Consider the following 23,111-nt stretch of genomic DNA (forward strand, 5'->3'; position numbering starts at 1 on the left):
GGGCTGGGCAGCGTCGCCCGGACTGGTTCGGAGCAACATACCGATGTGCGAGTGCTCGGTGGACCGGCCGCGGTGTACAGACGTCGGGCAGTTGCTGTACACCGCGGCGATGGATCAGACCGCCGGCTGTTGCTGCGTGATGCAGTGCAGGCCGCCGCCGCGCGCGAAGACCTGACGAGCGTCGATCGAACGCACCTGACGACCCGGGTACACGTCGGCGAGGATGCCGCGGGCGTGGTCGTCGGCGACGGCGTCACCGAACGCGCAGGCGATCACGGCGCCGTTCACCACCACGTGGTTGACGTAGTTCCAGTCGACCGGGCCGTCGTCGTCGGTCAGGGTCGACGGGGCCGGCAGTTCGACGATGGTCGCGTCCGTGGCCTGCTCGAGCGCCCGACGGATCTGCGGCATCACCAGGTGGTCCGGGTGGCCGGCGTCGGGCTGCGCGTGCAGCAGGACCGTGCCCGGATCGGCGAAGGTCGCGACCATGTCGACGTGGCCCCGGGTCCCGAACCCGTCGTAGTCACGGGTCAGGCCGCGGGGCAGCCAGACCACGTTCGTCGCGCCGATCGTCCGGGCCAACTCGAGTTCGACGCGCTCGCGGTCGGCGTACGGGTTCCGTCGCGGATCGAGCTGCACGGTCTCCGTCACCAGGACCGTGCCCGTGCCGTCGACGTGGATCGCCCCGCCCTCGTTCACGAGCAGTGACGGGATCCGCCGCACACCGGCGGCGGCCGCGACCGTGGCGGCGACCTCGGCGTCACGGGTCCACGTCGACCAGGAGTTCGCGCCCCAGCCGTTGAAGACCCAGTCCACGGCGCCGAGCTCGCCGGTCACGTCGTCGACGACGAACGTCGGCCCGATGTCGCGCATCCAGAAGTCGTCGAGGGGCGCTTCGAGCACCTCGACCGCGGTCGACAGCAGGCGACGAGCGTCGGCTCGCGCGACCGGGTCCACGACGATCGTGACGGGCTGGTGCTCGCTGATCGTGTTGGCGGTGGTCGCCCACGTCCGTCGCGCCGCCTCGGCGCTCGCCGCGTCGTCACCGAGCGTCAGGCCGGGGCGCGGGAACGCCATCCAGGTGCGTTCCTGCGGAGCCGTCTCGGGAGGCATCACCCACGTCATGCGCGCACCTCCGGTCCGGCGTCGGTCGCGGCCACCCCGATGGCCGCGTCGATCGCGTCGCGTGCGCCGTACGCGTGGCGGTCCTCGTCGACCGGGGCGACGAGCCCCGCGTAGAGGTCGGGGCGACGGGTCACGTAGAAGGGGAACAGTCGGAGCCACTCCGTCCGGGCCTCGAGGTCGAGGTCCGCCACGAGCACCGCGTCAGCGTCACGCGGCGCCTCGGCGAGCACGCGGCCGAACGGGTCCGAGATGAACGACGACCCGTAGAACGTGATGTCGCCCTCATCGCCCCAGCGGTTCGGGACGACCATGAACTGGCCGGCGGTGACGCCGTTCGCGACGATGACCTGCCGCCAGATCGGTGCGGTGTCGAAGTCCGGGAACGTCGGCTCGGAGCCGATCGCCGTCGGGTACGCCAGGACCTCGGACCCTGCGAGGCCGTAGGACCGGGCCACCTCGGGGAACCACTCGTCCCAGCACGTCGGCAGTCCGACGCGTGCGCCGAGACCCGCCGGCTCGTACACCGGGAAGGCGTCGTCGTCCGTGCCCGGGCGGAAGTACGTGTCCTCGTAGTAGCCGGCGCTGATCGGGATGTGGGTCTTGCGGGTCCGGCCGACCAGGGTGCCGTCGGGGGCGACGAGGACGGCGGTGTTGTAGCCGCGGGGGTCGTCGGGGTGGTCGTCGTCGGCAGGTCGCTCGTAGAGCGAGGCGTGGACGAAGACCCCGTGCTCGATCGCCTGTGCGCGGGCGAAGGTGACCGTCGGGCCGTCCTCGAGCGACTCGGCGAGGTCCTTCGGGACACCACTGGCCGGAGTGTCGCCGGGGTAGCGGCGCAGGGTGAGCTCGGGCAGGAACACCGCCGCGGCGCCGTTGGCCGCGGCGGTGACGATGCCGTCGGCGAGTTGTGCTCGGTGGGCAGCGGGGTCTTCGAGCCAACGCACCTGCACGAGGGCGACGCGGGTCGAGCGGCGGGGGTTGCCTGTGTCCTGGTGCAGCGGAGACGGGTGCGGGGGAGCGATGACGACGTCCATCCCGCCATTGTTGATCGCATGGTCAATGAGTGCAAGGCCCAGGGGGAGTTGGGTGGGGTGATGAGCGAACCCATCGTCACGCCGCTCGGCTTCTCGCACGTGCGCCTCACGGTCACGGACATCCGCCGGAGCAAGGCCTTCTACGAGCAGCTGTTCGGCATGTCGCCCGGCAGTGACTTCAGCGACCAGATCGACGACCCGACGATTCACGACGACCCGTGGCGGACCTACGGCGGATGCTCGTTCACGTTCGGCGGGCAGACGCTCGGCCTGCGACCGGTCGCCCCCGCCGAGGACCGGTTCGATCCCGACCGAGTCGGCCTCGACCACGTGTCGTTCCGCGTCGGGTCCGTCGACGACCTGCACGCCGCCGTCGAGCGGCTGGACGCCGCCGGCATCGAGCACGGCGACGTCACCGACCTGCCGCCGTTCGGCCTGGTGATCCTGTCCGTGCAGGACCCCGACGACGTCAACCTGGAGTTCGCGGCACCTCGACCCTGAGTCGCGGTCCGCTGGTGTCCGCTTGCCGCGTCCGTCACCCGGACCTCCAGGTGCCACGGAAGCGGGGAGCGTTGCCTGATCGCGTCAGATCTCAGGAGGAGACAGCATGAGCAAGACCTGGTTCATCACCGGAGCGTCGAAGGGCTTCGGCCGCGAGTGGGCGGAAGCCGCCCTCGAACGTGGAGACTCCGTCGCCGGCACGGCCCGCGACACCGACGACGTGCAAGCACTCGTCGACCAGTACCCGGACACGTTCCTCGGACTGCAGCTCGACGTGACCGACCGTGCCGCGGACTTCGCGGCTGTGCAGCGCGCGGCGGAGCACTTCGGCTCGCTCGACGTCGTCGTGAACAACGCCGGCTACGGCCACTTCGGCATGGTCGAGGAACTCACCGAGGACGACGTCCGCGCCCAGCTCGAGACGAACCTGTTCGGAGCGCTCTGGGTGACCCAGGCCGCGCTTCCGATCATGCGGGAGCAGGGTTCCGGGCACGTCATCCAGGTCTCGAGCATCGGCGGGATCAGCGCGTTCCCGACCGTCGGCGCCTACCACGCGTCGAAGTGGGCGCTCGAGGGGCTGTCCCAGTCCCTGTCGCAGGAGGTCGCCGGCTTCGGCATCCACGTGACGCTCATCGAGCCGGGCGGCTTCTCGACCGACTGGTCCGGGCCGTCGTCGAAGAAGAGCGACGAGATCGCCGCGTACGCCGACGTCCGCGAGGCCGCGTCGAAGCGCCCGTCGGCCGCCGACCCCGGCAAGCCCGAGGCGACCCGCTCGGCGATCCTGAAGGTCGTCGACGCCGAGCAGCCGCCCCTGCGCGTCTTCTTCGGCAAGGCGCCGCTCGGCATCGCCGAGCAGGACTACGCGTCCCGCCTGGCGACCTGGCGCGAGTGGCAGCCGGTGTCGGAGGAGGCACACGGCTCCTGAGCGGCCTCAGCTGATGATGTTGACCGCGCGCGAGATGACCAGGGCCAGCAGGATGAACCCGCCGAGTGCCTGGTAGGCCATGATCATCTTCGCGCGCACGGTCATCGGCATCGTGTCCGTCGGGCTGAACGCGACCATGTTCGTCATCGCGACGTAGAGGTAGTCGAGGTAGACCGGTCGCCACGCAGCGGTCTTCGGGTCGGTCTCCTGTGGGAACTGGAAGTCTGCCTCGTCACTCGTCCACAGCTCCGGACGCCGTCGGGCCACCGGCCCGCCCCGGTCGAGCTCCCAGTACACGAGCCCGAACGCGATGATCGTGCTCACCCACACCTGCAGGGCGGTGAGCAGCACGGCACCGCCGTCCGCGTGGCCGCCGAGGAGCAGCTCGATCGTCCGGACCACGGTCAGCTGGTTCGCGACGGTGAGCAGGATCGCCAACGAGAAGGACACCCACCGCGACCAGGTCGTCTCGCGGGTCAGTCGCCGCGGGTTGAAGACGACGAGCGGGATCAGCAGCAGGACGCCGAGCACCGGGACCACCCATGACGGGAAGAACAGCACCTCGCTCGGCAGGAACAGGCTGAGCCCGAGGTTCACCAGGACGGCGATCGCCACCGGCGCGCGGTGCTCGTGCCGGGGTGTGGTCCGCGTCGTCGTCACGGCTCCGAGTGTGGCACTCGAACATCGTTCCGGGCCCGTGCGACCCGTGAGGGTCCGGTCAGTAGGACACCCGTGTCTCTCTCACCGGCACCTGGAACATCAGTAGGCTGGTGGCGGGCCGCGTCACCGCCGGAGCGTGGCCCGAGCAAGGATGAAGCCCACCGCTGGGCAAACAGCGATGGGCTTCGATTTGCTCTCCGAGTGGAGAACGAGGGACAGAACGCGTCCCGAGCTTGAACTCGGAACCAGTGTAACTCGATCACCGTCGGGTCGCACGTCCCTCGGCCCCTGCTCTTCGTGTCCGCCGGCGCTGACACGGAAGGTGGTTCGGATGTCCTCCGACGACGAACCGCGTCGACGCCGTCAGGTGCCGTGGTTGGGGATCGCGACGTTGCTCGTGACCCTGGCCCGGTTCCTGCACGACGTGTGGCGCAAGGGTTGAGCACAGGGTGTCCCGCGCTCTTGCCGGCGCGGGGCACCCGTCGGGAGCCGCTCAGTCGACGCGCGCCGGGCGAGAGCACCGAGGGGCACGAAGAGCAGCACGTTGAACAGGACCTGCGCGGACGCCGGGTCGACGGTACTGACCGCCAGGGCGGACGGAGCCGATGTCAACCGCTCGGAGGACCCGGGATCGATCCGTCGTCGCACGGGGTCGCGTCGCCCGGGGGACGATCCGCGGGCGCTCGGTGCGCAGGCTGATGGCATGTCCGAACGCAGCCGTCCCACCGTCCGTCTCCTCGCCGCCGTTGTGGTCGCCGGCTCCGTCGCGGTGCTCGCGACCGGGTGCAGCTTCGTCCAGCAGCAGACGGGCGATGCCTGGTCCGTGACCTACGAGGTCAGCGTCGACCAGCCGAGCGGGGCCGCGCTCACCGACGTGCGCGTCGAGGGCGCCGAGAAGCGCGGCGACGCCCCGGAGGTGCACCGGCTCGGCACGCAGGAGACAGGCACGGAGGAGACGGGTACCTGGGAGCACGAGTCGATCGTCCTCGCCGAGCAGCGCGCCTCGGTCCGGGCGACCCCGGCGCGGGGCGCGACGGCGACGTGCCGGATCCTGCTCGACGGCAAGCGCGAGATCGCCACGGAGACCGCTGCCGCGGGTGAGCCCGTGACGTGCTCGGTCGACACCCCCGCCTTCGACTGAGCGGATCAGCCGCTGACGTGCGTCGCGAGCACGAGCGGGTCGACCTCGGAGCCGAGCAAGCGCCCGGCCGCCCGCAGTCCGGACAGCAGCGCGCCGTGCACGGTCGCCGGGTCGTCTCCCCACGTGGCCTCGCCGGCGAGTTGCACCCGGCCGGACGGCGCCCCGAGCAGGTCGTGGTCGTCCGGTGACGCCCCGACGTGCAGGTACGAGTAGGAGCCTCGTGCGAACGGGTCGTCGGCCCACCGGGTGATCCGGAACGCCTCGGGTTCGGGGACCGACGGGCCGAACATCCGCCGCAGGCCGCCGATGCCCTCTTCCACGATCATGGCGTCCGGCAGGGTCTCGAGGCGCCGGGCCCCGGTCCCGCCGACCAGGGCGGCCAGCACGGGCGCTCCGGTCACGCGGGACATGTCGTACCAGGAGTGCCAGTCGACACCGGCCGACCCCTGCTGGCGGACCACCCACGAATCGCCCCAGAACCGCTCCGGGAACCGCAGGAACACCTTGTCGTAGACGCCCATCCCGAGTCGGCCCATCGCACCGGTGACCGTCTCGCCGAGCGGTGGGTCGAACGTCACGTCGCCGGCCTGCAGCACCCCGAGCGGGACGGTCACGACGACGTCGTCCGCCGTGACCGACGAACCGTCGGCGAGTCCGACCACGACACCCGTCGCGGACTGCGTCACCGACCGCACGACCGCGGACAGCCGGACGTCGAGCCCCTCGGCCAGGGCGGCGGCGTACTGCGCGTAGCCGCCGGGGAACACCACCTCGTCGCCGGGGACGTGTTCCTCTTCGAGGCCGCGGGCGTCGAGGACGGTCACGGGTGCGCCGCAGAGGTCCTCGGAGCGGTGCGCCATGTACTCGCGGACCCGCGCGGCCCGGTCGCCCTGCCACTGCAGGGACCGCAGCACGGTGTCGACGGCGGCCGCGTACGTCGAGGGCGGTGGAGCGTGTGCGACGACGGTGTCCAGGACGGCGTCGACGGTGTGCAGGTCCGCGACGAACGCCGAGGCCGAGGCCTCGGACAGCGGTCCGCCGGAGGGGCCGTGCCACGCGATCGGCCGGCCGTCGAACTGGAAGCTCCCGACGGTGAACTCGACGGTCTCGATGCCGAAGCGGGGAGCCAGGGCCCAGAGCGGGTTGCCGTCGACGCCGTGGATCCACGAGGCACCGAGGTCGACGGGCACGCCGAGCGCGGTGTCGGTCCAGGTGCGGCCGCCGATCCGGTCGCGGGCCTCGAGCACGACGATCCGCTGGCCGTCGAGTGCGAGCGCCCGGGCAGCGGCGAGCCCGGCGACCCCGGCTCCCACGACGACGACGTCGGCATCGAGTGCAGCCATCAGTGGCCTCCTGTCAGGGGTGCCATCAGCCGCGCCGCCAGGCTCGGCCGTCCGGTCAGGGCTTCTTCGCGGTCGGCCAGGTCGGTCGCCACGAGCCCGGCGTTCGCCCCGAGGAACCGGAGCGGCTCGGGCTCCCAGTCGGGCGAGCGGTGGTTCACCCACGGCAGCGCGGTGAGCGGCGACGCGACCCCGCGCACGAGGTCGGCGAGCGTCCGCCCGGCCAGGTTCGTCGTGGAGAGTCCGTCACCGACGTAGCCGCCAGCGGTGCCGACGTGCCCGTCCCAGGTGACGGACGCGCACCAGTCGCGCGGCACCCCGAGCGGGCCGCCCCACGTGTGGGTGACCGGGGCGTCGGTGACGGCGGGGAACAACTCCACCAGGGACTTCCGCAGGTGCTCGAAGACGCGTGGCACTCGGTCGTAGCCGGGGGTGATCGCGGACCCCCAGTGGTAGCGGGCTCCGCGTCCGCCGAACGCCAGTCGGTCGTCCGCCGTGCGCTGCCCGTACACGAGCAGGTGCCGGTAGTCGGAGAACGTCTGCCCGTGCTCCAGGCCGATGCGCTCCCACACCGCCGTGGGCAGCGGCGCCGTCGCGATCATGAGCGAGTAGAGCGGCAGGATCCGCCGCTTCGTCTGTTCGAGCTGTGCGCCGTACCCCTCGACCGCGATGACGACCGCGCCGGCCGTGACGGTCCCACGCGACGTGACCACACGCCCGTGGTCCCACGACGAGGCGGGCGTGTGCTCCGCGATCCGGACGCCCCGGGCCTCCAGGGCGGCCGCCAGGCCACGCACCAGTGCGGCGGGCTGCACCCGCGCGCAGTCCGGGGTCCACGCGACCCCCGCCGATCCGGCGGCGTCGCCGGGCCGAGCCGGGCGCCAGGTCATGGCGTCGCCCCACTCGGCCGACGAGGCGACCTCGTCGTGCGCCGCGCGTTCCTGCACGGCGGACCGTGCGTAGAGGACGGTGCCGCCCTTCACGTAGTCGCAGTCGACCCCGGCCTCGGACGCTGCGCGCCCGACCTCGTCGACGGTGTCGCGCATCGCTGCGCGCAGCGCGAGTGCTGCGTCGCGGCCGTGCTCGCGCGCGACGGAGTCCGCGGAGCGCGGGAACAAGGCCGAGCACCAGCCCCCGTTGCGACCGGAGGCGCCGAACCCGGCGATCTCGCGTTCCAGGACGACGATCTGGAGGCCCGGGTCGGCCTGGAGCAGGTACCAGGCGGTCCAGAGACCCGTCAGCCCACCGCCGACGATCGCGACGTCCGCGGTCGTGTCGCCGTCGAGCGGCGGCCGGGGCGCCAGGTCGTCGCGTCCGGTGGACGCGAGCTGGTCGAGCCAGAACGAGACGCCCCGGTAGCCGCTCACGGTCAGATCTTCGACGAGGCCTCGGACAGGACGCTCCGCAGGATCGAGGTGATCTCGCGGAACTCCGGCTGCCCGATGGTCAGCGGCGGAGCGAGCTGCACGACCGGGTCGCCGCGGTCGTCCGCCCGGCAGTACAGCCCGGCGTCGAACAGCGCCTTCGACAGGAACCCGCGCAGCAGCCGCTCGGACTCGTCGTCGTCGAAGGTCGTCTTGGTGGCCTTGTCCTTGACGAGCTCGATGCCGTAGAAGTAGCCGTCACCGCGGACGTCCCCGACGATCGGCAGGTCCTTCAGGGTGTCGAGCTCGGCCTTGAACAGCGGGGCGTTCTGCCGCACGTTCGCGAGCAGGCCCTCTTCCTCGAAGATGTCGAGGTTCTCCATCGCGACGGCGGCCGACACCGGGTGCCCGCCGAACGTGTACCCGTGGTAGAAGGTCGTGTCGCCCTTGGAGAACGGCTCGAAGAGCTTGTCGCTGATGATGGTCGCGCCGATGGGGGAGTAGCCCGAGGTCATCGCCTTCGCGCACGTGATCATGTCCGGCACGAAGTCGTAGGTGTCGCACGCGAACATGGTCCCGATGCGGCCGAAGGCGCAGATCACCTCGTCGGAGACGAGCAGGACGTCGTACTCGTCGCAGATCTCGCGCACCCGCTGGAAGTACCCGGGCGGCGGGGTGAAGCAGCCGCCGGAGTTCTGCACCGGTTCCAGGAACACCGCCGCGACGGTGTCGGGGCCCTCGAACTCGATCATCTCGCGGATGCGCTCGGCCGCCCAGAAGCCGAACTGCTCCTCGGTGCCGCCCGGGAAGCCCATCTCCTCGGCGCGGTAGTAGTTCGTGTTCGGCACCCGGAAGCCACCGGGCGTCAGGGGCTCGAACATCTGCTTCATCGCCGGGATGCCGGTGATCGCCAGGGCACCCTGCGGGGTGCCGTGGTAGGCCACCGCGCGCGAGATGACCTTGTGCTTCATGGGCTTGCCCTGGAGCTTCCAGTAGTACTTCGCGAGCTTGAAGGCGGTCTCCACCGCCTCGCCGCCGCCCGTCGAGTAGAAGACCTTGTTGAGGTCGCCCGGGGCGTGCTCGGCCAGGCGGTCGGCGAGCTCGATGGCCGCCGGGTGCGCGTAGGACCAGATCGGGAAGAAGCTCAGCGTCTCCGCCTGCTTCGCAGCCATCTCGGCCAGGCGCTTCCGACCGTGGCCGGCGGCGACGACGAACAGGCCGGAGAGCCCGTCGATGTAGCCCTTGCCGTGGCTGTCGTAGACGTGGTGGCCCTCGCCGCGCACCATGATCGGCACGTCGGCACCGGCCTGGTTCGCACCGTGCCGGGCGAAGTGCATCCACAGGTGATCCCGGGACTTCCGCTGCAGGTCGGCGTCGTCGACCGGGGCGAACGGGTCGTAGGAGTGGAGCCGCGTGGGCTGTCCGGTCGTCTGGTCTGAGATGGTCATCGCGTTCCCCAGTCGTAGAGCTGTTTGCGGAGTTGCAGGTAGACGAAGGTCTCGGTGCCGGCGACGCCCGGGATGGCCCGGATCGTGCCGTTGAGCAGTTCGATCAGGTCGTCGTCGTCCTCGCAGACGACCTCGACCATCAGGTCGAAGCTGCCGGCGGTCATGACGAGGTAGTCGACCGCCGGCAGCTGTTCGAGGGCATCGGCGACTGTTCGGGTGTCGCCGCTGACCCGGATGCCGATCATCGCCTGCCGGTGGAAGCCGAGCTGCATCGGGTCGGTGACCGCGACGATCTGCATGACGCCGGTCTCGGTGAGCTTCTGGACTCGTTGCCGGACCGCCGCCTCGCTGAGACCGACGGCCTTGCCGATCTCGCCGTACGGACGGCGGCCGTCCGCCTGGAGTTGTTCGATGATCCGCTTCGAGGTGTCGTCGATCGGTCCCGGACGTCGTGGTGCTGCCGCCATGCCGGACAGCATGGCAGCGAGGCCCGGAGCGCGCAAGGGATTCCGTTGTGAACACCGTGTTTCGCGACGATTTCCGTTGTTACGGTTCTCCACAACCTCCGAATCCGTCTTCCGAACCGCCGGAATCCGTGTCAGGATCACCGCCATGCTGGACACGACGGAAACGGTGACCACGACGCACGAGGTGCGCAACTTCGTCGGTGGGGCGTTCGTCGAGTCGGGCGCGGACACCCGGTTCGACCTGGTCGACCCCACCACCGAGCAGGTCTACGGCACGTCCCCCGTGTCCACGGCCGCCGACGTCGACGCCGCGTTCACGAGCGCGAGCACCGCCTTCGCGACCTGGCGCCGCACGACCCCCGGCGAACGACAGCTCGCGCTGTTCCGGATCGCCGACGCCATGGAGCAGCGGGCATCGGAGTTCGCCGACCTCGAGTCCCTCGACACCGGCAAGCCCCGGGCCACCCTGGTCGAGGACGAGATCCTGCTGTCCGTCGACCAGATCCGCTTCTTCGCCGGAGCCGCCCGCAACCTCGAGGGCCGCAGCGCCGGCGAGTACATGGCCGACCACACCTCGTTCGTCCGGCGCGAGCCCATCGGCGTCGTCGCCCAGGTCACCCCGTGGAACTACCCGCTCAACATGGCGGTGTGGAAGTTCGCCCCGGCGCTCGCCGCGGGGAACACCACCGTGCTCAAGCCGAGCGACACCACTCCGCTCTCCACCCTGCTGCTCGCCGAGGTCGCCGCCGAGTTCCTGCCGCCCGGCGTGCTCAACGTCGTCGTCGGCGACCGCACCACCGGCGCCGCGATGATCGACCACCCCACCCCGCAGCTCGTGTCCATCACCGGGTCCGTCCGCGCCGGCATGGAGGTCGCCCGCGCCGCCGCCGGCGACCTGAAGCGCACCCACCTCGAGCTCGGCGGCAAGGCCCCGGTGATCGTGTTCGACGACGCCGACATCCCGTCCGCCGTCGCCGGCATCGTCGCCGCGGGGTTCTTCAACGCCGGGCAGGACTGCACCGCCGCCACCCGGGTGCTCGTGCAGGACGGCATCCACGACGAGTTCGTGGCGGCGCTCGCCGCCTCGGCACGTGCGACCGCGACCACCGGCGCCGACACGGCCACCCCGTACTTCGGCCCGGTGAACAACGCGAACCAGCTCGCCCAGGTCCGGTCCTTCGTCGACACGCTCCCCGACCACGCCACGATCGAGCTCGGCGGCGGGCGGCAGGGCGACGTCGGCTACTTCCACCAGGCCACGATCGTGTCCGGCCTGCGCCAGACCGACCGCATCGTGCAGCAGGAGGTCTTCGGCCCCGTGCAGACCGTGCAGCGCTTCACGACCGAGGACGAAGCACTGCGCGCCGCGAACGACGTCGAGTACGGGCTCGCGAGCTCGGTGTGGACGACCGACCACTCGCGGGCGATGCGCTTCGCCCGCGACCTGGACTTCGGGTGCGTGTGGATCAACACCCACATCCCGATCGTCGCCGAGATGCCGCACGGCGGCTTCAAGCACTCCGGCTACGGCAAGGACCTGTCCCAGTACGGGTTCGACGACTACACCCGCATCAAGCACGTCATGTCCTACATCGGCTGACCCCGATCCTTCCGAAGCAGCAGGAGGCACCATGGCAATGACCGGCACGTTCGCCGAATCCGGAGCCGATCTCCGACTCGAGCAGATCACCAAGTCGTTCCCCGGGCACACCGCGGTCGACGCGCTGGACCTGACGGTGCCGGCCGGCTCGTTCTTCGCCCTGCTCGGCCCCTCGGGCTGCGGCAAGACCACGACCCTGCGACTGGTCGCCGGGCTCGAGGAGCCCACGAGCGGCACCATCACGATCGGCGGCGAGGACGTCACCGACACGAAGCCCTACCAGCGGCCCGTCAACACGGTGTTCCAGAACTACGCGCTGTTCCCGCACATGAGCGTGCTCGACAACGTCGCGTTCGGCCTGAAGCGGCGACGGATCCCGGACCCGATGACGAAGGCGCGCGAGGCCCTGCACCTGGTCGAACTCGACGCCTCGGCCGACAAGCGCCCCGCTTCCCTGTCCGGCGGCATGCAGCAACGCGTCGCGCTGGCACGCGCGATCGTGAACCGGCCGGCACTCCTGCTGCTCGACGAGCCGCTCGGTGCGCTCGACCTGAAGCTCCGGCACCAGATGCAGCTCGAACTCAAGACGATCCAGGCCGAGGTCGGGCTCACCTTCCTGCACGTCACCCACGACCAGGAAGAAGCGATGACGATGGCCGACACGGTCGCCGTCATGAACGGCGGCCGGATCGAGCAGATGGGCAGCCCCCAGGACCTGTACGAGCTGCCCCGCACCGCGTTCGTCGCGAACTTCCTCGGCCAGTCGAACCTGCTCGAGGGCGAGGTCCGCGGCACGGACGGCCCGCTGCTCGTGGTCGCGACCCCGGCGGGCACCATCGCCGTCCCGGCCGACCGCGCCGTCCGCACCTCGGGCAGCGTCGTCGTCGGCGTCCGCCCCGAGAAGCTCAAGATCCGCACCTCGGAGCCCACCCCCGAAGCCGGCCGCAACATCCTCGGCCCCGGCCGCGTGGTCGACGTCTCGTTCTCCGGCGTCAGCACGCAGTACCTGGTGGACGTCCCCGGAGCCGGCCGCGTCTCCGTCTTCGCGCAGAACTCGAAGGGCGGACCGCGGATCGCCACCGGCACCGAGGTCTGGCTCACGTGGGGCGTCGACCACGGTTTCGGCCTGGAGGCGCACCCCGCGTCCGACCAGACCGTCACCACCCACGCGGCCACGGGCCTCCAGTCCGCACCCGCCACGGCAGGATCGCTCGCGTGACCGGCGGGGGACCCGGCCCGGACCTGCTGCGCGGACTGACGTCCGCGCGCGTCAGCCGACGCGGCCTGCTCGCCGGCGGAGGAGCCGCCGCGCTCGCGGCGCTGCTCACCGGGTGCAGCATCAAGGGCTCAGCCGCCTCCGGCGCCGAGAACGCCGTCGACTGGACCGCGTTCTGGAAGGACGCCAAGGCGACGAAGCAGCTGAACTTCGCGAACTGGCCGCTCTACATCGACTCCGACCACGGCAAGTCCGAGTCGCTCGCGCTGTTCCAGAAGGCCACCGGCATCAGCGTCGACTACCAGGCGGTGATCCAGGACAACGCGACGTTCTACGCAACCGTTTCGCCGATCCTGCGGGCGCAGGGTGCCACCGGCTACGACCTGGTCGTGATGACCAACGGGTTCGAGCTGACCCAGATGATCAAGAACGGCTTCGTGTGCGAGCTCGACCACTCGCGGCTGCCGAACTTCGCGGCGAACGCGGGTGACTCGGTGAAGGACCCGACGTACGACCCCGGCAACAAGCACTCTGTCGTCTGGCAGACCGGCTTCACCGGGATCGCCTACAACCCGAAGTACGTCGACCGCGAGATCACGTCGTTCCAGGACCTGCTCGACCCGGCGTTCGCGGGCCGCGTCGGGCTGATGAGCGACAACACCGAGCTCGGTTCCCTCGGATTGCTCGCGAACGGCATCGCCCCGGAGACGTCGACCCCGGCGGACTGGCGGAAAGCGCAGGCCTGGTTGCGGAAACTGCGCCCGAGCGTGACCGGCTTCTACGACCAGAGCTACATCAACAAGCTCGAGAACGGCGACACCTGGATCACCCAGGCCTGGTCCGGCGACGTCTTCCAGGCGCAGCAGTCCGGGTTCGAGGACCTGAAGTTCGTGACGCCGGAGGAGGGCCAGATGATGTGGCACGACAACCTCATGATCCCCCGGCAGGCAGCGAACCCGGTGGCCGCCCTCGAGTGGATGGACTTCTACTACACGCCGAAGATCGCGGGCATCGTCGAGGACTGGGTCAACTACGTCTGCCCGGTCCCCAGCGCCGAGGCCTACGTCCGTGACGAGCTCGACGACGCGACGGTGGCGGACAGTCCGCTGGTGTTCCCGGACTCCGACGTGCTGGACCGGTCGCACGAGTTCCGGGTGTTCGAGAACTACGACGAGTACTCGGAGTGGAACGGCATCTTCAACGCGGTGGTGCAGTCGTGACCGCCGTCGGGGTCGCCGGCCCGGGTGCCGCACCGACACCGGGTGCTGGTCCGGCACCGGTCCGTCGGGGACGCCGTCGCAGCACGCCCTTCCTGCTCGCGCTGGTCGGGACCGCGTACCTCTGCGTGTTCTTCGTCATCCCGCTCGTGTCGGGGCTCATCGTCTCGCTCATGTCGGGCAACCCGGACGACGGGTACACCTTCACGTGGAACTGGGGGATCTACGGCTCCCTGTTCATCGACCCGCAGGTGCCCTACCTGACGTTCCTGCTCCGGTCCCTCTGGTACGGCGCCGCCGCCACGGTCGTGACCATCATCGTCGGCTACCCGGTGGCGTACTTCATCGCGTTCCGGGTCTCGCCGCGGTGGAAGAACCCGCTGCTCATGCTCGTGTTCGTGAGCTTCCTGGTGTCGTTCATCATCCGCACCGACATGTGGGCGTTCGTGCTCGCGTCGCAGGGTCCGGTCGTCACCTTCCTGCAGGCGATCGGCCTGGCGGGCAAGGACTTCCACATCCTCGGCACCGGCGGCGCGGTGATCTTCGGCGACGCCTACAACGACCTCGCGTTCATGGTGCTGCCGATCTACGCCGCACTCGAACGCATCGACCCGCGACTCGGCGAGGCCGCCAACGACCTCTACGCCGGCAAGTTCCGGGCGTTCTGGCACACCACGCTGCCGCTGTCCCGCTCGGGCATCTTCGCCGGCGTCCTGCTCGTGTTCATCGACAGCGTCGGCGACCCGGTGAACTCGGCGCTGCTCGGCGGCACGAACACGTACACGATCGGCCAGGCGATCCAGGACGCCTACTCCGGCAACCAGCAGTACAACGTCGCCGCGGCACTGTCGACCGTGCTCATGGTCGTGCTCGGCATCATCCTGTTCATCTACGCCCGCGTCTCCGGCACCGACGACCTCGAGGACCTCGTATGACCGCCGTCGCACCGTCTCGTCCGTCCACCGCGACCACCTCGTCGCCCGTCGTCCACCGCCACGGCGTGAACCGTCGCGGGCCCTGGCTCGCGATCGTCTACTGGGTCACCATCGCGATCACACTCGTCCCGATCGTCTACATGATCGTGTACTCGTTCAACGACGCCCCGACGAACCGGCTGTCGTTCGCGTGGAACGGCTTCACGACGTACTGGTACGCGAACCTGGTCAACGTGTCCGGGCTCGGAGCCGCGTTCGTCACCTCGGTCGTCGTCGCGTTCCTGGCCGCGATCATCTCGGTCGCGATCGGGCTGCCGCTGGCCCTGGCACTCGAGCGGTACCGGTTCCCCGGCCGCGGCGCCGTGAACGCCGTCGTGTTCGCGGACATCGCGGCGCCCTCGATCGTGGTCGGCTCGGCGTCGCTGTCGTTCTTCTTGTCGGTGGGCCTCGGCACCGGGTTCCTGACCGTGCTCATCACCCACGTGGCGTTCGACGTCGCGTACGTCGTGGTGGTGCTCCGCGCTCGGATCTCCGGCACGTCGCGGGTGCTCGAAGAGGCCGCGAGCGACCTCGGTGCGACGCCGTTCCAAGCCTTCCGGCTCGTGACGCTGCCGTTGCTCGCGCCGGGCATGCTCGCGGCCGGGCTGCTCGCGCTCGCGATGTCGATCGACGACTACGTCATCACCTCGTTCGTCGCCGGGCCCGCGGTCACGTTCCCCTTGTTCGTCTACGGCGCCGCGAAGGCCGGGATGCCGCCGCAGGTGCTCTGCTTCGGGACGCTGGTGTTCGCGGTGGGGCTGCTCGTGGCGCTGCTCAACGGCGCACTCAACCGTCGCTTGTCCCGCACGCGCGGCTGACTCGCGGCCCACCACCCTGACGAGTGCGCGGAGGTGGTCGCCCGTAGCCCACAGAAGCCGTCTCTGCTGCGCACTCGTCCGGGCTGGGCACCGTCGGGAACGTGCCGCACCGATCGAGACCGGTGCGGCACGTCCTTGTCTCAGTCCTTCCGGACCAGGTCGACCAGGAGCCTGGCGAGGTTCACGAGCAATCCCGCGACCCCCAACCAGAACACCCGACGCCCGGGCTTGGGATCGGTGTCGTTCGACATCGAGACCACCTCCGGTGTCAGCGCCGGCGGACACGAGGAGCGGGGACCGGGACGGGCGTGCAATCGGGCCGGGGCTCGATTACACTGGGCCCGAGCGTTCAGACTCGGGAACGGTTTGTGCCCGTCCTCGGCTTTCCACTCGGAGAGCAACCCGAAGCCCATCACCGTTGCAGCGGTGGTGGGCTTCACGCTTGCCCCAGGACCACGACCCGGCGGTGTCGGAGTCCACGCGGACAGCCTACGTGGAATTTCACCGGACACCCGGCTCTCGTGCGCTCGATCGATGGACGCCATCGAGGTCGACGAGCGCGACAGCACCTGGGAAGACCACAGCCCGCACTTCCGGGTGTACCTACAGGAGCGATCGGGCGACTCGTACTCGACGGAGACGGTCGACCTGTTCGATGCAGACGTCCTGCAAGCGATCGACTGGGCGCAACGAGCGGTCGCGCCGCGCACCGACGCGGTCTGGGGGCTCGCGCTGGTCGGGCGGGACAGTCGTGGGCTCCGCGGGCTCACGTGGCTCGTCGGCATGGACGCCAACGACCCGCCGTCCGACGAGCACGAGATCGACCTCGGCGAACGGATGCGCGCGCGAGGTGGCGCTCCCGTCGGTGTGCCGTCCGCGGACCACTGGCAGCCGGATCTGCGACAGCGGACCGGCGACTGAAGCTGCCGTGGTCCGTCCGGGTCAGCAGGTGCGGAACTCGATCCCGAGGAGCTCGGCGGCGGCCCGGTAGTCCGCGACCCGGTCACCGATCGACAGCGACCAGTGGTGGCCGACGCCCGTCCCGCTCCACTCGTCCACCCACTCGCCGGGGTCCCGGCCGAAGTCGACCCGTGAGGTCGTGTTGCCGATCTGCAGGAGCGGCCCGGGGACGACGTCCCCCGTGGAGGCGATGAACGACAGCCGCCCGTCGCGGTCCTGGCCGAGGCCGAGCAAGGTCACCGGGCCGTGCTGCACGTCGAACTCGACGGACACACCCCATCCGCGCTTGCCGTGGTAGACCCCGAGCCCCCGGAGCAGGGGGTCGCGCGACGAGACGGCCAGGTTCGCCGGACCGTCGTGGCCCATCTCGACGACCCCGTCCTCGAAGTCGAGCGCCTGGAGTTCGCAGAACGATCCACCAGCACCGGCGACCTGCGTCACGAGTTGCGCGACCGTGGTCCGCAGCTCGTACTCGCCCGTGGTCGGGATGCCGCGAGCGGTGAGCAGCGACGCACCGAGGATCATGCCGGCACCGAGTCGCTCGTGCTGCTCGCCGTCGAGTCCGCGGTGGTAGTACGCCAGGCTGTCGAGGTCTGCGTCCTCCACGAGTCGGTCCAGCCCGACGGAGACGCGCGCGCCCCACGCCAGGTCGACCTCGTCCACGGAGTCGTCGACGGTGAAGACCGCCCGGGCGAGTGCCACCCGGTCGGCGACCTCCGCCTCGGTCACCAGTTCGACCCGGTGCCGGAGATCGTCGAACTCGAGGACCTCGACGTGCGATCCGAAGGTAGTCGGGAGCAGCGTCAGGTCGGTCGAGACGTCGAGCATGCCGGGGTAGAGGTGCCCCATCAGGCCGTGCCGTGCGTGCCGGAGTGCTGCACGGACGTCGGCCGCCCGGACCCAGCGGGCGATGCGCTCCCAGGCGGCGTCCTGTTGCAGCCAGCCGGACACCGACCGGAACGGGATGCCCGCCCGTCGGAACACGTTGCCGATCTCCGGAACCGGGCACTGGCCGCAGTACGCGAGCCACTCGCCGGTGCCGAACGTGTCGTGGTCCATGCGAGGGGTCGGTTGGAGGTCGATGACGAGGACCGGGGTGCCCGTGCGCTGTGCGATCGGGAGCACCATCGACGACGTCAGGTAGGTGGCCACGAAGAGGACGATGAGGTCGCAGTCGGCGCCGCGCAGCCGTTCTGCCGCCCGGGCGGTGTCCGTGACGTCCGACACGAACCCCGCGTCGACGATCTCGGCGTCCATCGACTCGAACCGGCGCGCGACGTACGCCGCGGACCCCTCGAGTTGCGGCAGCAGGTCGGGGAACTGCGGCCAGTACGCTCCGAGCCCACCCGAGACGAGCCCGATCCGGGTCCGACGACGCGTCCGCATCGGCAACAGGTCGGACACCGCCGTCACAGTGGTCGTCGTGGTCATCGGAGATCCTCCTGGTCGGTGAGCAGCTCGACCCGGACCTTGCCGGTGATGCCGGTCCGCAACTGCGCGGGCTTCAGGAACGTTGTCTGCGTCGCTGCGGCGTAGCGGGGCGCGAGCGTCCCGTACACGGTCACGGCGAGTTCGTGCCGGCCGCTGCCGACGTCGGGGACCGTGAACACCCAGGGCGCGCAGAACGCCGCGGCGACCCGTTCGCCGTCGAGGTCGAGCTCCACAGCACCGCGGACGGTCCCGAGGTCGATGCGGATCGCGCCGCGGGCCGCGGTCTCGATCGGTGTGGTGTACCGGACGGCGCCGCTCCAGCTCTCCAGGTGCTGCTCGGACCAGTCCTCGAACCGCGCCGCCGTCGGGACCGTGCGGACCCGGACGGGCTCGGACCACGCGGCTCCCGACGTGGAGAAGGCCCGGGGGGCGACCGTGACAGCGAGTGTCGCAGGCGCGTCCGTCGGGGCGTCGAAGGTCACCGTCCGTCCGGACACGACGGAGTCGCGCCCGGGGATCTCGACGTGCTGCGGATCGACCGGCAACTCGACGGCGGCGGCACCGGCCGGCAGGCGCAGTGCGAAGTCCTCCGCCCGCGGCACGCTCGACACGGCGGTCTCGAACGGGACGGTCGGCGGACCGACCTCCGGCGGTCCGCTCAGCCAGTGCGCCGCGGGGAGGGGGTGCGGCCGGACCGCTGCACGCGCGTGCACGGTCGATCCGGTCCGCGCGGGCAGCAGGACCACCGTGGCGTCGTCGGGTCCGACCGACCAGTCCGCGCCGCTCGGGACCGCGACCGTGCCCGACGGCGTCGTGAGGACGAGGTCGACGAAGAGCGGTGTCGTGGACGTCACCCCGTCGGTCGTCACCTCGATGACGTGGTCACCGGCGGCGAGCGTCCCGAGTTCGTGCAGGAAGTAGTTCGGCAGGTCGCCGAGGCCGGACTCGTAGTACTCGACCTTCTCCTGACGCGCGACCATCCGACCGTCCAGGAGCACGGTGAGCGCGCTCGGTGCCCCCGTGACGATCCGGACGTCCGACGCGTCGGCGTCGATCCGGAACGCGCGACGGAACGTCGCGGAGCCGTCGACGACCCCACGCTCGCCGGCACCGACGAACTCCGGTCGGACCGAACGTTCGCCGGGGCGCTCGAGGCGGAACGCCGACGTGACGTGCGTTGCAGGGTGGGTCGAGCCTCCAGGCAGGGCCGGTGTGCCCAACCGGTACTCCAGCACCCCGACCGTGGACGCGAAGCGGACCGGTGCGGTCGCGTCGAAGCCGGTACCCGTGAGTTCCAGCTCGACCCCGTCGAACCAGGCGCGCGTCGCGCAGGCCGAGGAGATGGTCAGTTCCAGGTCGCCTGGCTCGGGGACCCGGACCAGGGCACGGACGGCGACCTCCTCGCCGACCGCCGGCGTCTCGTGCGTCAAGAACTCCTCGGCGATGAAGCCCTTCGGGTCCTGCGCCGCACCGAGTGCGCCGTCACGACCGAGCGACGCCGAGAAGCGCTGCACGGTCCAGCCGGAACCGGCGAGCGAGCCTCCGTCCCAGGCCCGAGCGGCGCCGTCCGGATCGAGGGGCTCCGGCGTGGCCGCATCGGTGAACGGGCCGCTGACGAGCAGCTCCTGACCCATCGTGACGGTGACCGGTGTGGTGCCCTCGGCGGTGACCTGATCGATGCTCCAGAGCTCCAGCGGGATCGGGTCGGTGCTCGCCGGCAGGGCGAAGTCCCCCCACCGGTTGTCGAGGGTCGGGACGAGTTCCTGCGACCAGTCGGTGTCGAGCGGTCGGGCGGTCCGCTCCGCAGGGGCGGCCGGAGGCGGTCCGTCGACGGTGTCGCCGGTCCGCCACACCGCGATCAGGAGTGGTGACCCACCCGTGACGACCTCGATCCTGCTCGAGGCGCCGTCCGCGGCGACCTCGAACGACGTGGGTGTCCTCGTTCCGGTGGCCGGGTCCCAGACCTCGGCCTCGACGACCGTACCGCGCACACGGAGCTCGTCGTGCTGCCCGTACCTGGCGGCGTCGAAGTCGATGTCGTCCCAGCCGCCTGCACCCTCGTCGGTGCGGAGCGGGTAGGCCGTGGCGTTCGGGAACGCCCCCGGCAGCAGCGCGACGCCGTGGTCGCCGTGTTCCTGCGCGCGGACACCGTGCGTGGAACGGGCGAACAGGGCCGAGCGGTCGACGGCCGCCACGGCCGCTTCCGGGGTGGCGAACCGTTCGATGCCGACGAGTCGCTCGTCGACGTCGCCCACGCCGAGGACGCGCCCGCCCGCACGGAGGAGCGCGGTGAGACGGTCCACGACGACGTCGGGCAGCCGGGTCGTCGACGGCAGGATCACCGTGCCGAAGCGGAACCCGTTCACGTCGAGGGTCCGGTCACCGGCGCTCGAGCGCGCGAACGAGTCCTCGTCGACGACGTCGAAGTCGATGCCGCTCTGATCGAGCAAGCCCGGCTGTGCGCGGAACCAGTCGTTCTTCCCCGCGAGCGCCATGTAGGTCCGCTGGGTCACGTCGGCTCCCGGGTACTCCGGGCCGATGTCGCCGTCGAGGAAGTGGTCGATCGGGAGGTCCGGCGGCAGCTCGCTGCTGATCGAGGTCGACGGGTACAGCACTGCCACGTCGACGGCGTGCCGGCCCCAGGTCATGAGCGCCGACACCCGGGCGACCGCTCGGGCGAACTCCGGGTACACCGCGTAGTACGGCTGCCGGAAGTCGGTGGACGGCGGAGCCCACTCGAACCAACCCGCGCGGAGACCGTAGTAGCTCGCGTGCGGGTTGTAGAGGTTGGCGCCGCTGCGGAAGAACGGGATGAGCCAGTCCCAGGTGTCCTCGAGCGTTCCGCCCCATCCGCTGGAGTGGAACGACTCGATCCACACGCGCGGGTGGTCGTACATGTCGGCCATCGACGAGTGGATCCTGGCGTCGCCCTCGTGGTCACTTCCCACCGCGTCGAACCACCGGTGCGTGGCGTAGTAGTCGCCGTAGAGCTGCGTGCTCTGGGTCGGGACACCGGCACGCGCTGGGTTCATCTGATCGGCGCCGATCAGCATGCCCCTCGACCGGTGCCACTCGCCGAGCGGCTTGAAGAACGCCCGTTCCGCGAGCAGGGTCCGGACGCGGTGGTAGTCCGCGCGGACGGCTGCGCTCGCCGGTGCCCCGTGGTCCCACAGCGCGGGCAGGTTCGCGACGAGGTCGTAGCCGGTCTCGTCACGGAACCGTTCGGCGAACGTCGCCGACCAGGTCGGCATCGCCGGGAGTTCGTCCTGGAAGCTGCCGACGATCGTCGTGCCGACGTGCTCCGGGACGCGCCGCTCGTACTCGCCGTGCACGAAGTCGATCAGGCGGGCGACGGAGCCCTCGTCGAGGTAGTCGAACGAGGTCTCGTGCCAGGCCACGACGCGGAGTCGCGAACCGGCCGGCACGTCGACCCGGCCGTCTCGGACCTCGTGTCGAACCCACCGTCCGCCGGCGTCGGGCTCGACGTCGAACACGGCGATCAGGTGCTCACGCGGTTCCTCCGGCAGGACGCCGTCCGCGGGGACCTCGACCACGTGGGAACGGAGGGACCGTCCGGCCGCCTCCGGGTGCTGCGCCGTGATGACACCCTGCAGGTTCGCACCGGAGAAGCCGATCTGGTCGTAGAACCAGAGTGCGATGCCGAGGTCCCGCGCGCGGTCGCAGGTGTACCGGAAGAGCTCCCACCAGCGCTCGCCGAACCACACCGGGTCGTCCGGCGGTGCGCCGTACGTCGGGCCCTTCGGCGCGAGGTTCATCAGGACGAGGTTGAGGATCCCGCCGTCCGCGAAGCGCCGGAGCTGCCAGTCGATGCCCTCCTCGGTCACCGTCCCACCGCTCCACCACCACAGCGGTGTCGGGCCGTACTCGGACGGCGGGGTCTCGAAGCGCTCCACGAGTGCTGGATCGATCACGTTCGTCACTCTCCTTGCGAGTGTGTGCGGGTCAGTGGGTGGTCGTGCTGATCGACGGTTCGATCGACCACGGGTCGCCGTCGGCGCCGGTGTGCTCGAGCAGCGTGCGCTGTGCCTCGAGGAGCCGGTGCCGGTCGGCGCGACGTCGTTCCTGCGCGACCGGGTCCGGGATCGGCGTCGCCATCTGCAGCCGTTGCGTGTAGGGGTGCTCGGGGTTCGTCGCGACCGTCTCGGCGTCGTCGAGCTCGACGACCTCTCCGCCGAGGAGGACCGCGGTCCGGTCGCTCATCCGGCGCACGACACCGAGGTCGTGGCTGATGAAGAGGTACGCGACCCCGGTCCGCTCCTGGATCGACTGCAGCAGGTCGAGCACCCGCGCCTGGGTCGTCATGTCGAGCGCGCTCGTCGGTTCGTCGCAGACGATGAGCTCGGGTTCGAGCGCGAGTGCCCTGGCGATGGCGATCCGCTGGCGTTGCCCGCCGGAGAACTCGCGGGCGAGCCGCGTCCCGGAGTCACCCGGAAGCCCCACTGCGTCGAGCAGCCGGGCGACCGTGTCGCGACCGGCGGCGACGCGGCGGACCCGCAGTGGCTCGGTGAGGATGTCCTCGATCGTGAGGGACGGGTTCAACGACGAGTACGGGTCCTGGAACACGACCTGGATGCCCTGGGCGACGCGGCGTCTGGCGGTCCTGGAGAGCGTGTCGATGCGGGTGCCGTGGAACTCGACCGACCCGCCGGTGACCGGCGCGAGGCCGAGGACCGCTCGACCGATGGTCGTCTTGCCCGAGCCGGACTCGCCGACGAGCCCCAGGGTCTCGCCGCGGCCGATGTCGAACGAGACGCCACGGATGATGTTCGTCGTCCGTCGGAAGCCGCGGGCCGGGTACGCGACCTCGAGGTCGCGGACGCGGAGGAGGGGTTCGGCGGTGCTGCTCGTGTCGGGTTCGGTGTCGTGGGGCAT

At 70.6% G+C, this 23,111-nt stretch carries 19 protein-coding genes; 9 read left to right on the plus strand and 10 right to left on the minus strand.

Annotation, left to right across the window (positions count from 1 at the left end):
* Nucleotides 1-114: 114 nt before the first annotated feature.
* The gene (locus tag EDF28_RS03140; RefSeq protein ID WP_123937136.1) at nt 115-1,125 is read right to left on the minus strand and encodes an agmatine/peptidylarginine deiminase; all 1,011 of its coding nucleotides are present in this window, start codon (nt 1,123-1,125) and stop codon (nt 115-117) included.
* Nucleotides 1,122-2,156: a nitrilase-related carbon-nitrogen hydrolase gene (locus tag EDF28_RS03145; RefSeq protein ID WP_123937137.1), complete on the minus strand. Its 1,035-nt coding sequence runs from the start codon at nt 2,154-2,156 to the stop codon at nt 1,122-1,124. The genes EDF28_RS03140 and EDF28_RS03145 overlap by 4 nt, the downstream gene beginning before the upstream one ends.
* A 60-nt stretch (nt 2,157-2,216) precedes the next feature.
* Between EDF28_RS03145 and EDF28_RS03150 the strand changes: the two genes are divergently transcribed.
* The gene (locus EDF28_RS03150; protein WP_123339303.1) at nt 2,217-2,657 is read left to right on the plus strand and encodes a VOC family protein; all 441 of its coding nucleotides are present in this window, start codon (nt 2,217-2,219) and stop codon (nt 2,655-2,657) included.
* Nucleotides 2,658-2,763: 106 nt separating this feature from the next.
* Nucleotides 2,764-3,582 (plus strand): SDR family oxidoreductase, encoded by an 819-nt coding sequence (locus tag EDF28_RS03155; protein ID WP_123671290.1) that lies wholly within the window; start codon nt 2,764-2,766, stop codon nt 3,580-3,582.
* Nucleotides 3,583-3,588: 6 nt separating this feature from the next.
* Here EDF28_RS03155 and EDF28_RS03160 read toward each other — a convergent pair whose 3' ends face one another.
* Nucleotides 3,589-4,242, minus strand: coding sequence for a DUF1345 domain-containing protein (locus tag EDF28_RS03160; protein WP_123937138.1), 654 nt, complete (start codon nt 4,240-4,242; stop codon nt 3,589-3,591).
* Nucleotides 4,243-4,945: 703 nt separating this feature from the next.
* Between EDF28_RS03160 and EDF28_RS03165 the strand changes: the two genes are divergently transcribed.
* Nucleotides 4,946-5,383 carry a hypothetical protein gene (locus EDF28_RS03165; protein WP_123937139.1) on the plus strand — a complete coding sequence of 146 codons (438 nt, stop codon included), beginning with the start codon at nt 4,946-4,948 and terminating at the stop codon, nt 5,381-5,383.
* Between the two features lie 5 nt (nt 5,384-5,388).
* Here EDF28_RS03165 and EDF28_RS03170 read toward each other — a convergent pair whose 3' ends face one another.
* The 4 genes from EDF28_RS03170 to EDF28_RS03185 are packed head-to-tail and all read right to left on the minus strand — an operon-like array spanning nt 5,389 to nt 10,014.
* Entirely contained in the window at nt 5,389-6,726 is a 1,338-nt protein-coding gene (locus EDF28_RS03170) for an NAD(P)/FAD-dependent oxidoreductase (protein ID WP_123937140.1), read from the minus strand.
* Nucleotides 6,726-8,090: an FAD-binding oxidoreductase gene (locus EDF28_RS03175; RefSeq protein WP_123937141.1), complete on the minus strand. Its 1,365-nt coding sequence runs from the start codon at nt 8,088-8,090 to the stop codon at nt 6,726-6,728. Before EDF28_RS03175 ends, EDF28_RS03170 begins: the two co-directional genes overlap by 1 nt.
* A gap of 2 nt (nt 8,091-8,092) precedes the next feature.
* Nucleotides 8,093-9,535: an aspartate aminotransferase family protein gene (locus EDF28_RS03180; protein ID WP_123292906.1), complete on the minus strand. Its 1,443-nt coding sequence runs from the start codon at nt 9,533-9,535 to the stop codon at nt 8,093-8,095.
* Nucleotides 9,532-10,014, minus strand: coding sequence for an Lrp/AsnC family transcriptional regulator (locus tag EDF28_RS03185; protein WP_035809531.1), 483 nt, complete (start codon nt 10,012-10,014; stop codon nt 9,532-9,534). The genes EDF28_RS03180 and EDF28_RS03185 overlap by 4 nt, the downstream gene beginning before the upstream one ends.
* 133 nt (nt 10,015-10,147) lie before the next feature.
* Here EDF28_RS03185 and EDF28_RS03190 point away from each other — a divergent pair, with 133 nt between their 5' ends.
* From EDF28_RS03190 to EDF28_RS03215, 6 genes are all read left to right on the plus strand, one after another.
* The gene (locus tag EDF28_RS03190) at nt 10,148-11,602 is read left to right on the plus strand and encodes an aminobutyraldehyde dehydrogenase (RefSeq protein WP_123937142.1); all 1,455 of its coding nucleotides are present in this window, start codon (nt 10,148-10,150) and stop codon (nt 11,600-11,602) included.
* A gap of 31 nt (nt 11,603-11,633) precedes the next feature.
* The gene (locus EDF28_RS03195; RefSeq protein ID WP_123292904.1) at nt 11,634-12,821 is read left to right on the plus strand and encodes an ABC transporter ATP-binding protein; all 1,188 of its coding nucleotides are present in this window, start codon (nt 11,634-11,636) and stop codon (nt 12,819-12,821) included.
* Nucleotides 12,818-14,038 (plus strand): PotD/PotF family extracellular solute-binding protein, encoded by a 1,221-nt coding sequence (locus EDF28_RS03200; RefSeq protein ID WP_221182536.1) that lies wholly within the window; start codon nt 12,818-12,820, stop codon nt 14,036-14,038. The genes EDF28_RS03195 and EDF28_RS03200 overlap by 4 nt, the downstream gene beginning before the upstream one ends.
* The gene (locus tag EDF28_RS03205) at nt 14,035-14,970 is read left to right on the plus strand and encodes an ABC transporter permease (protein ID WP_123339295.1); all 936 of its coding nucleotides are present in this window, start codon (nt 14,035-14,037) and stop codon (nt 14,968-14,970) included. The genes EDF28_RS03200 and EDF28_RS03205 overlap by 4 nt, the downstream gene beginning before the upstream one ends.
* A complete protein-coding gene (locus EDF28_RS03210) occupies nt 14,967-15,827 on the plus strand; it encodes an ABC transporter permease (protein ID WP_123937143.1) in 861 nt (286 codons plus the stop codon). The genes EDF28_RS03205 and EDF28_RS03210 overlap by 4 nt, the downstream gene beginning before the upstream one ends.
* Before the next feature lie 534 nt (nt 15,828-16,361).
* On the plus strand, nt 16,362-16,748 hold the full coding sequence (locus tag EDF28_RS03215; protein WP_123937144.1) for a hypothetical protein: 387 nt from the start codon (nt 16,362-16,364) through the stop codon (nt 16,746-16,748).
* A gap of 21 nt (nt 16,749-16,769) precedes the next feature.
* Here the strand turns inward: EDF28_RS03215 and EDF28_RS03220 are convergent, their stop codons facing one another.
* From EDF28_RS03220 to EDF28_RS03230, 3 genes are read right to left on the minus strand one after another with little or no spacing between them, the layout of a single operon-like run.
* Nucleotides 16,770-18,218, minus strand: coding sequence for an L-fucose/L-arabinose isomerase family protein (locus tag EDF28_RS03220; protein ID WP_123937145.1), 1,449 nt, complete (start codon nt 18,216-18,218; stop codon nt 16,770-16,772).
* Nucleotides 18,215-22,150, minus strand: coding sequence for a hypothetical protein (locus tag EDF28_RS03225; protein ID WP_123937146.1), 3,936 nt, complete (start codon nt 22,148-22,150; stop codon nt 18,215-18,217). Before EDF28_RS03225 ends, EDF28_RS03220 begins: the two co-directional genes overlap by 4 nt.
* A 31-nt stretch (nt 22,151-22,181) precedes the next feature.
* Nucleotides 22,182-23,111, minus strand: coding sequence for an ATP-binding cassette domain-containing protein (locus EDF28_RS03230; protein WP_123937147.1), 930 nt, complete (start codon nt 23,109-23,111; stop codon nt 22,182-22,184).

Origin of the sequence: Curtobacterium sp. PhB137 (assembly GCF_003814955.1) — a bacterium.
Classification (GTDB): domain Bacteria; phylum Actinomycetota; class Actinomycetes; order Actinomycetales; family Microbacteriaceae; genus Curtobacterium.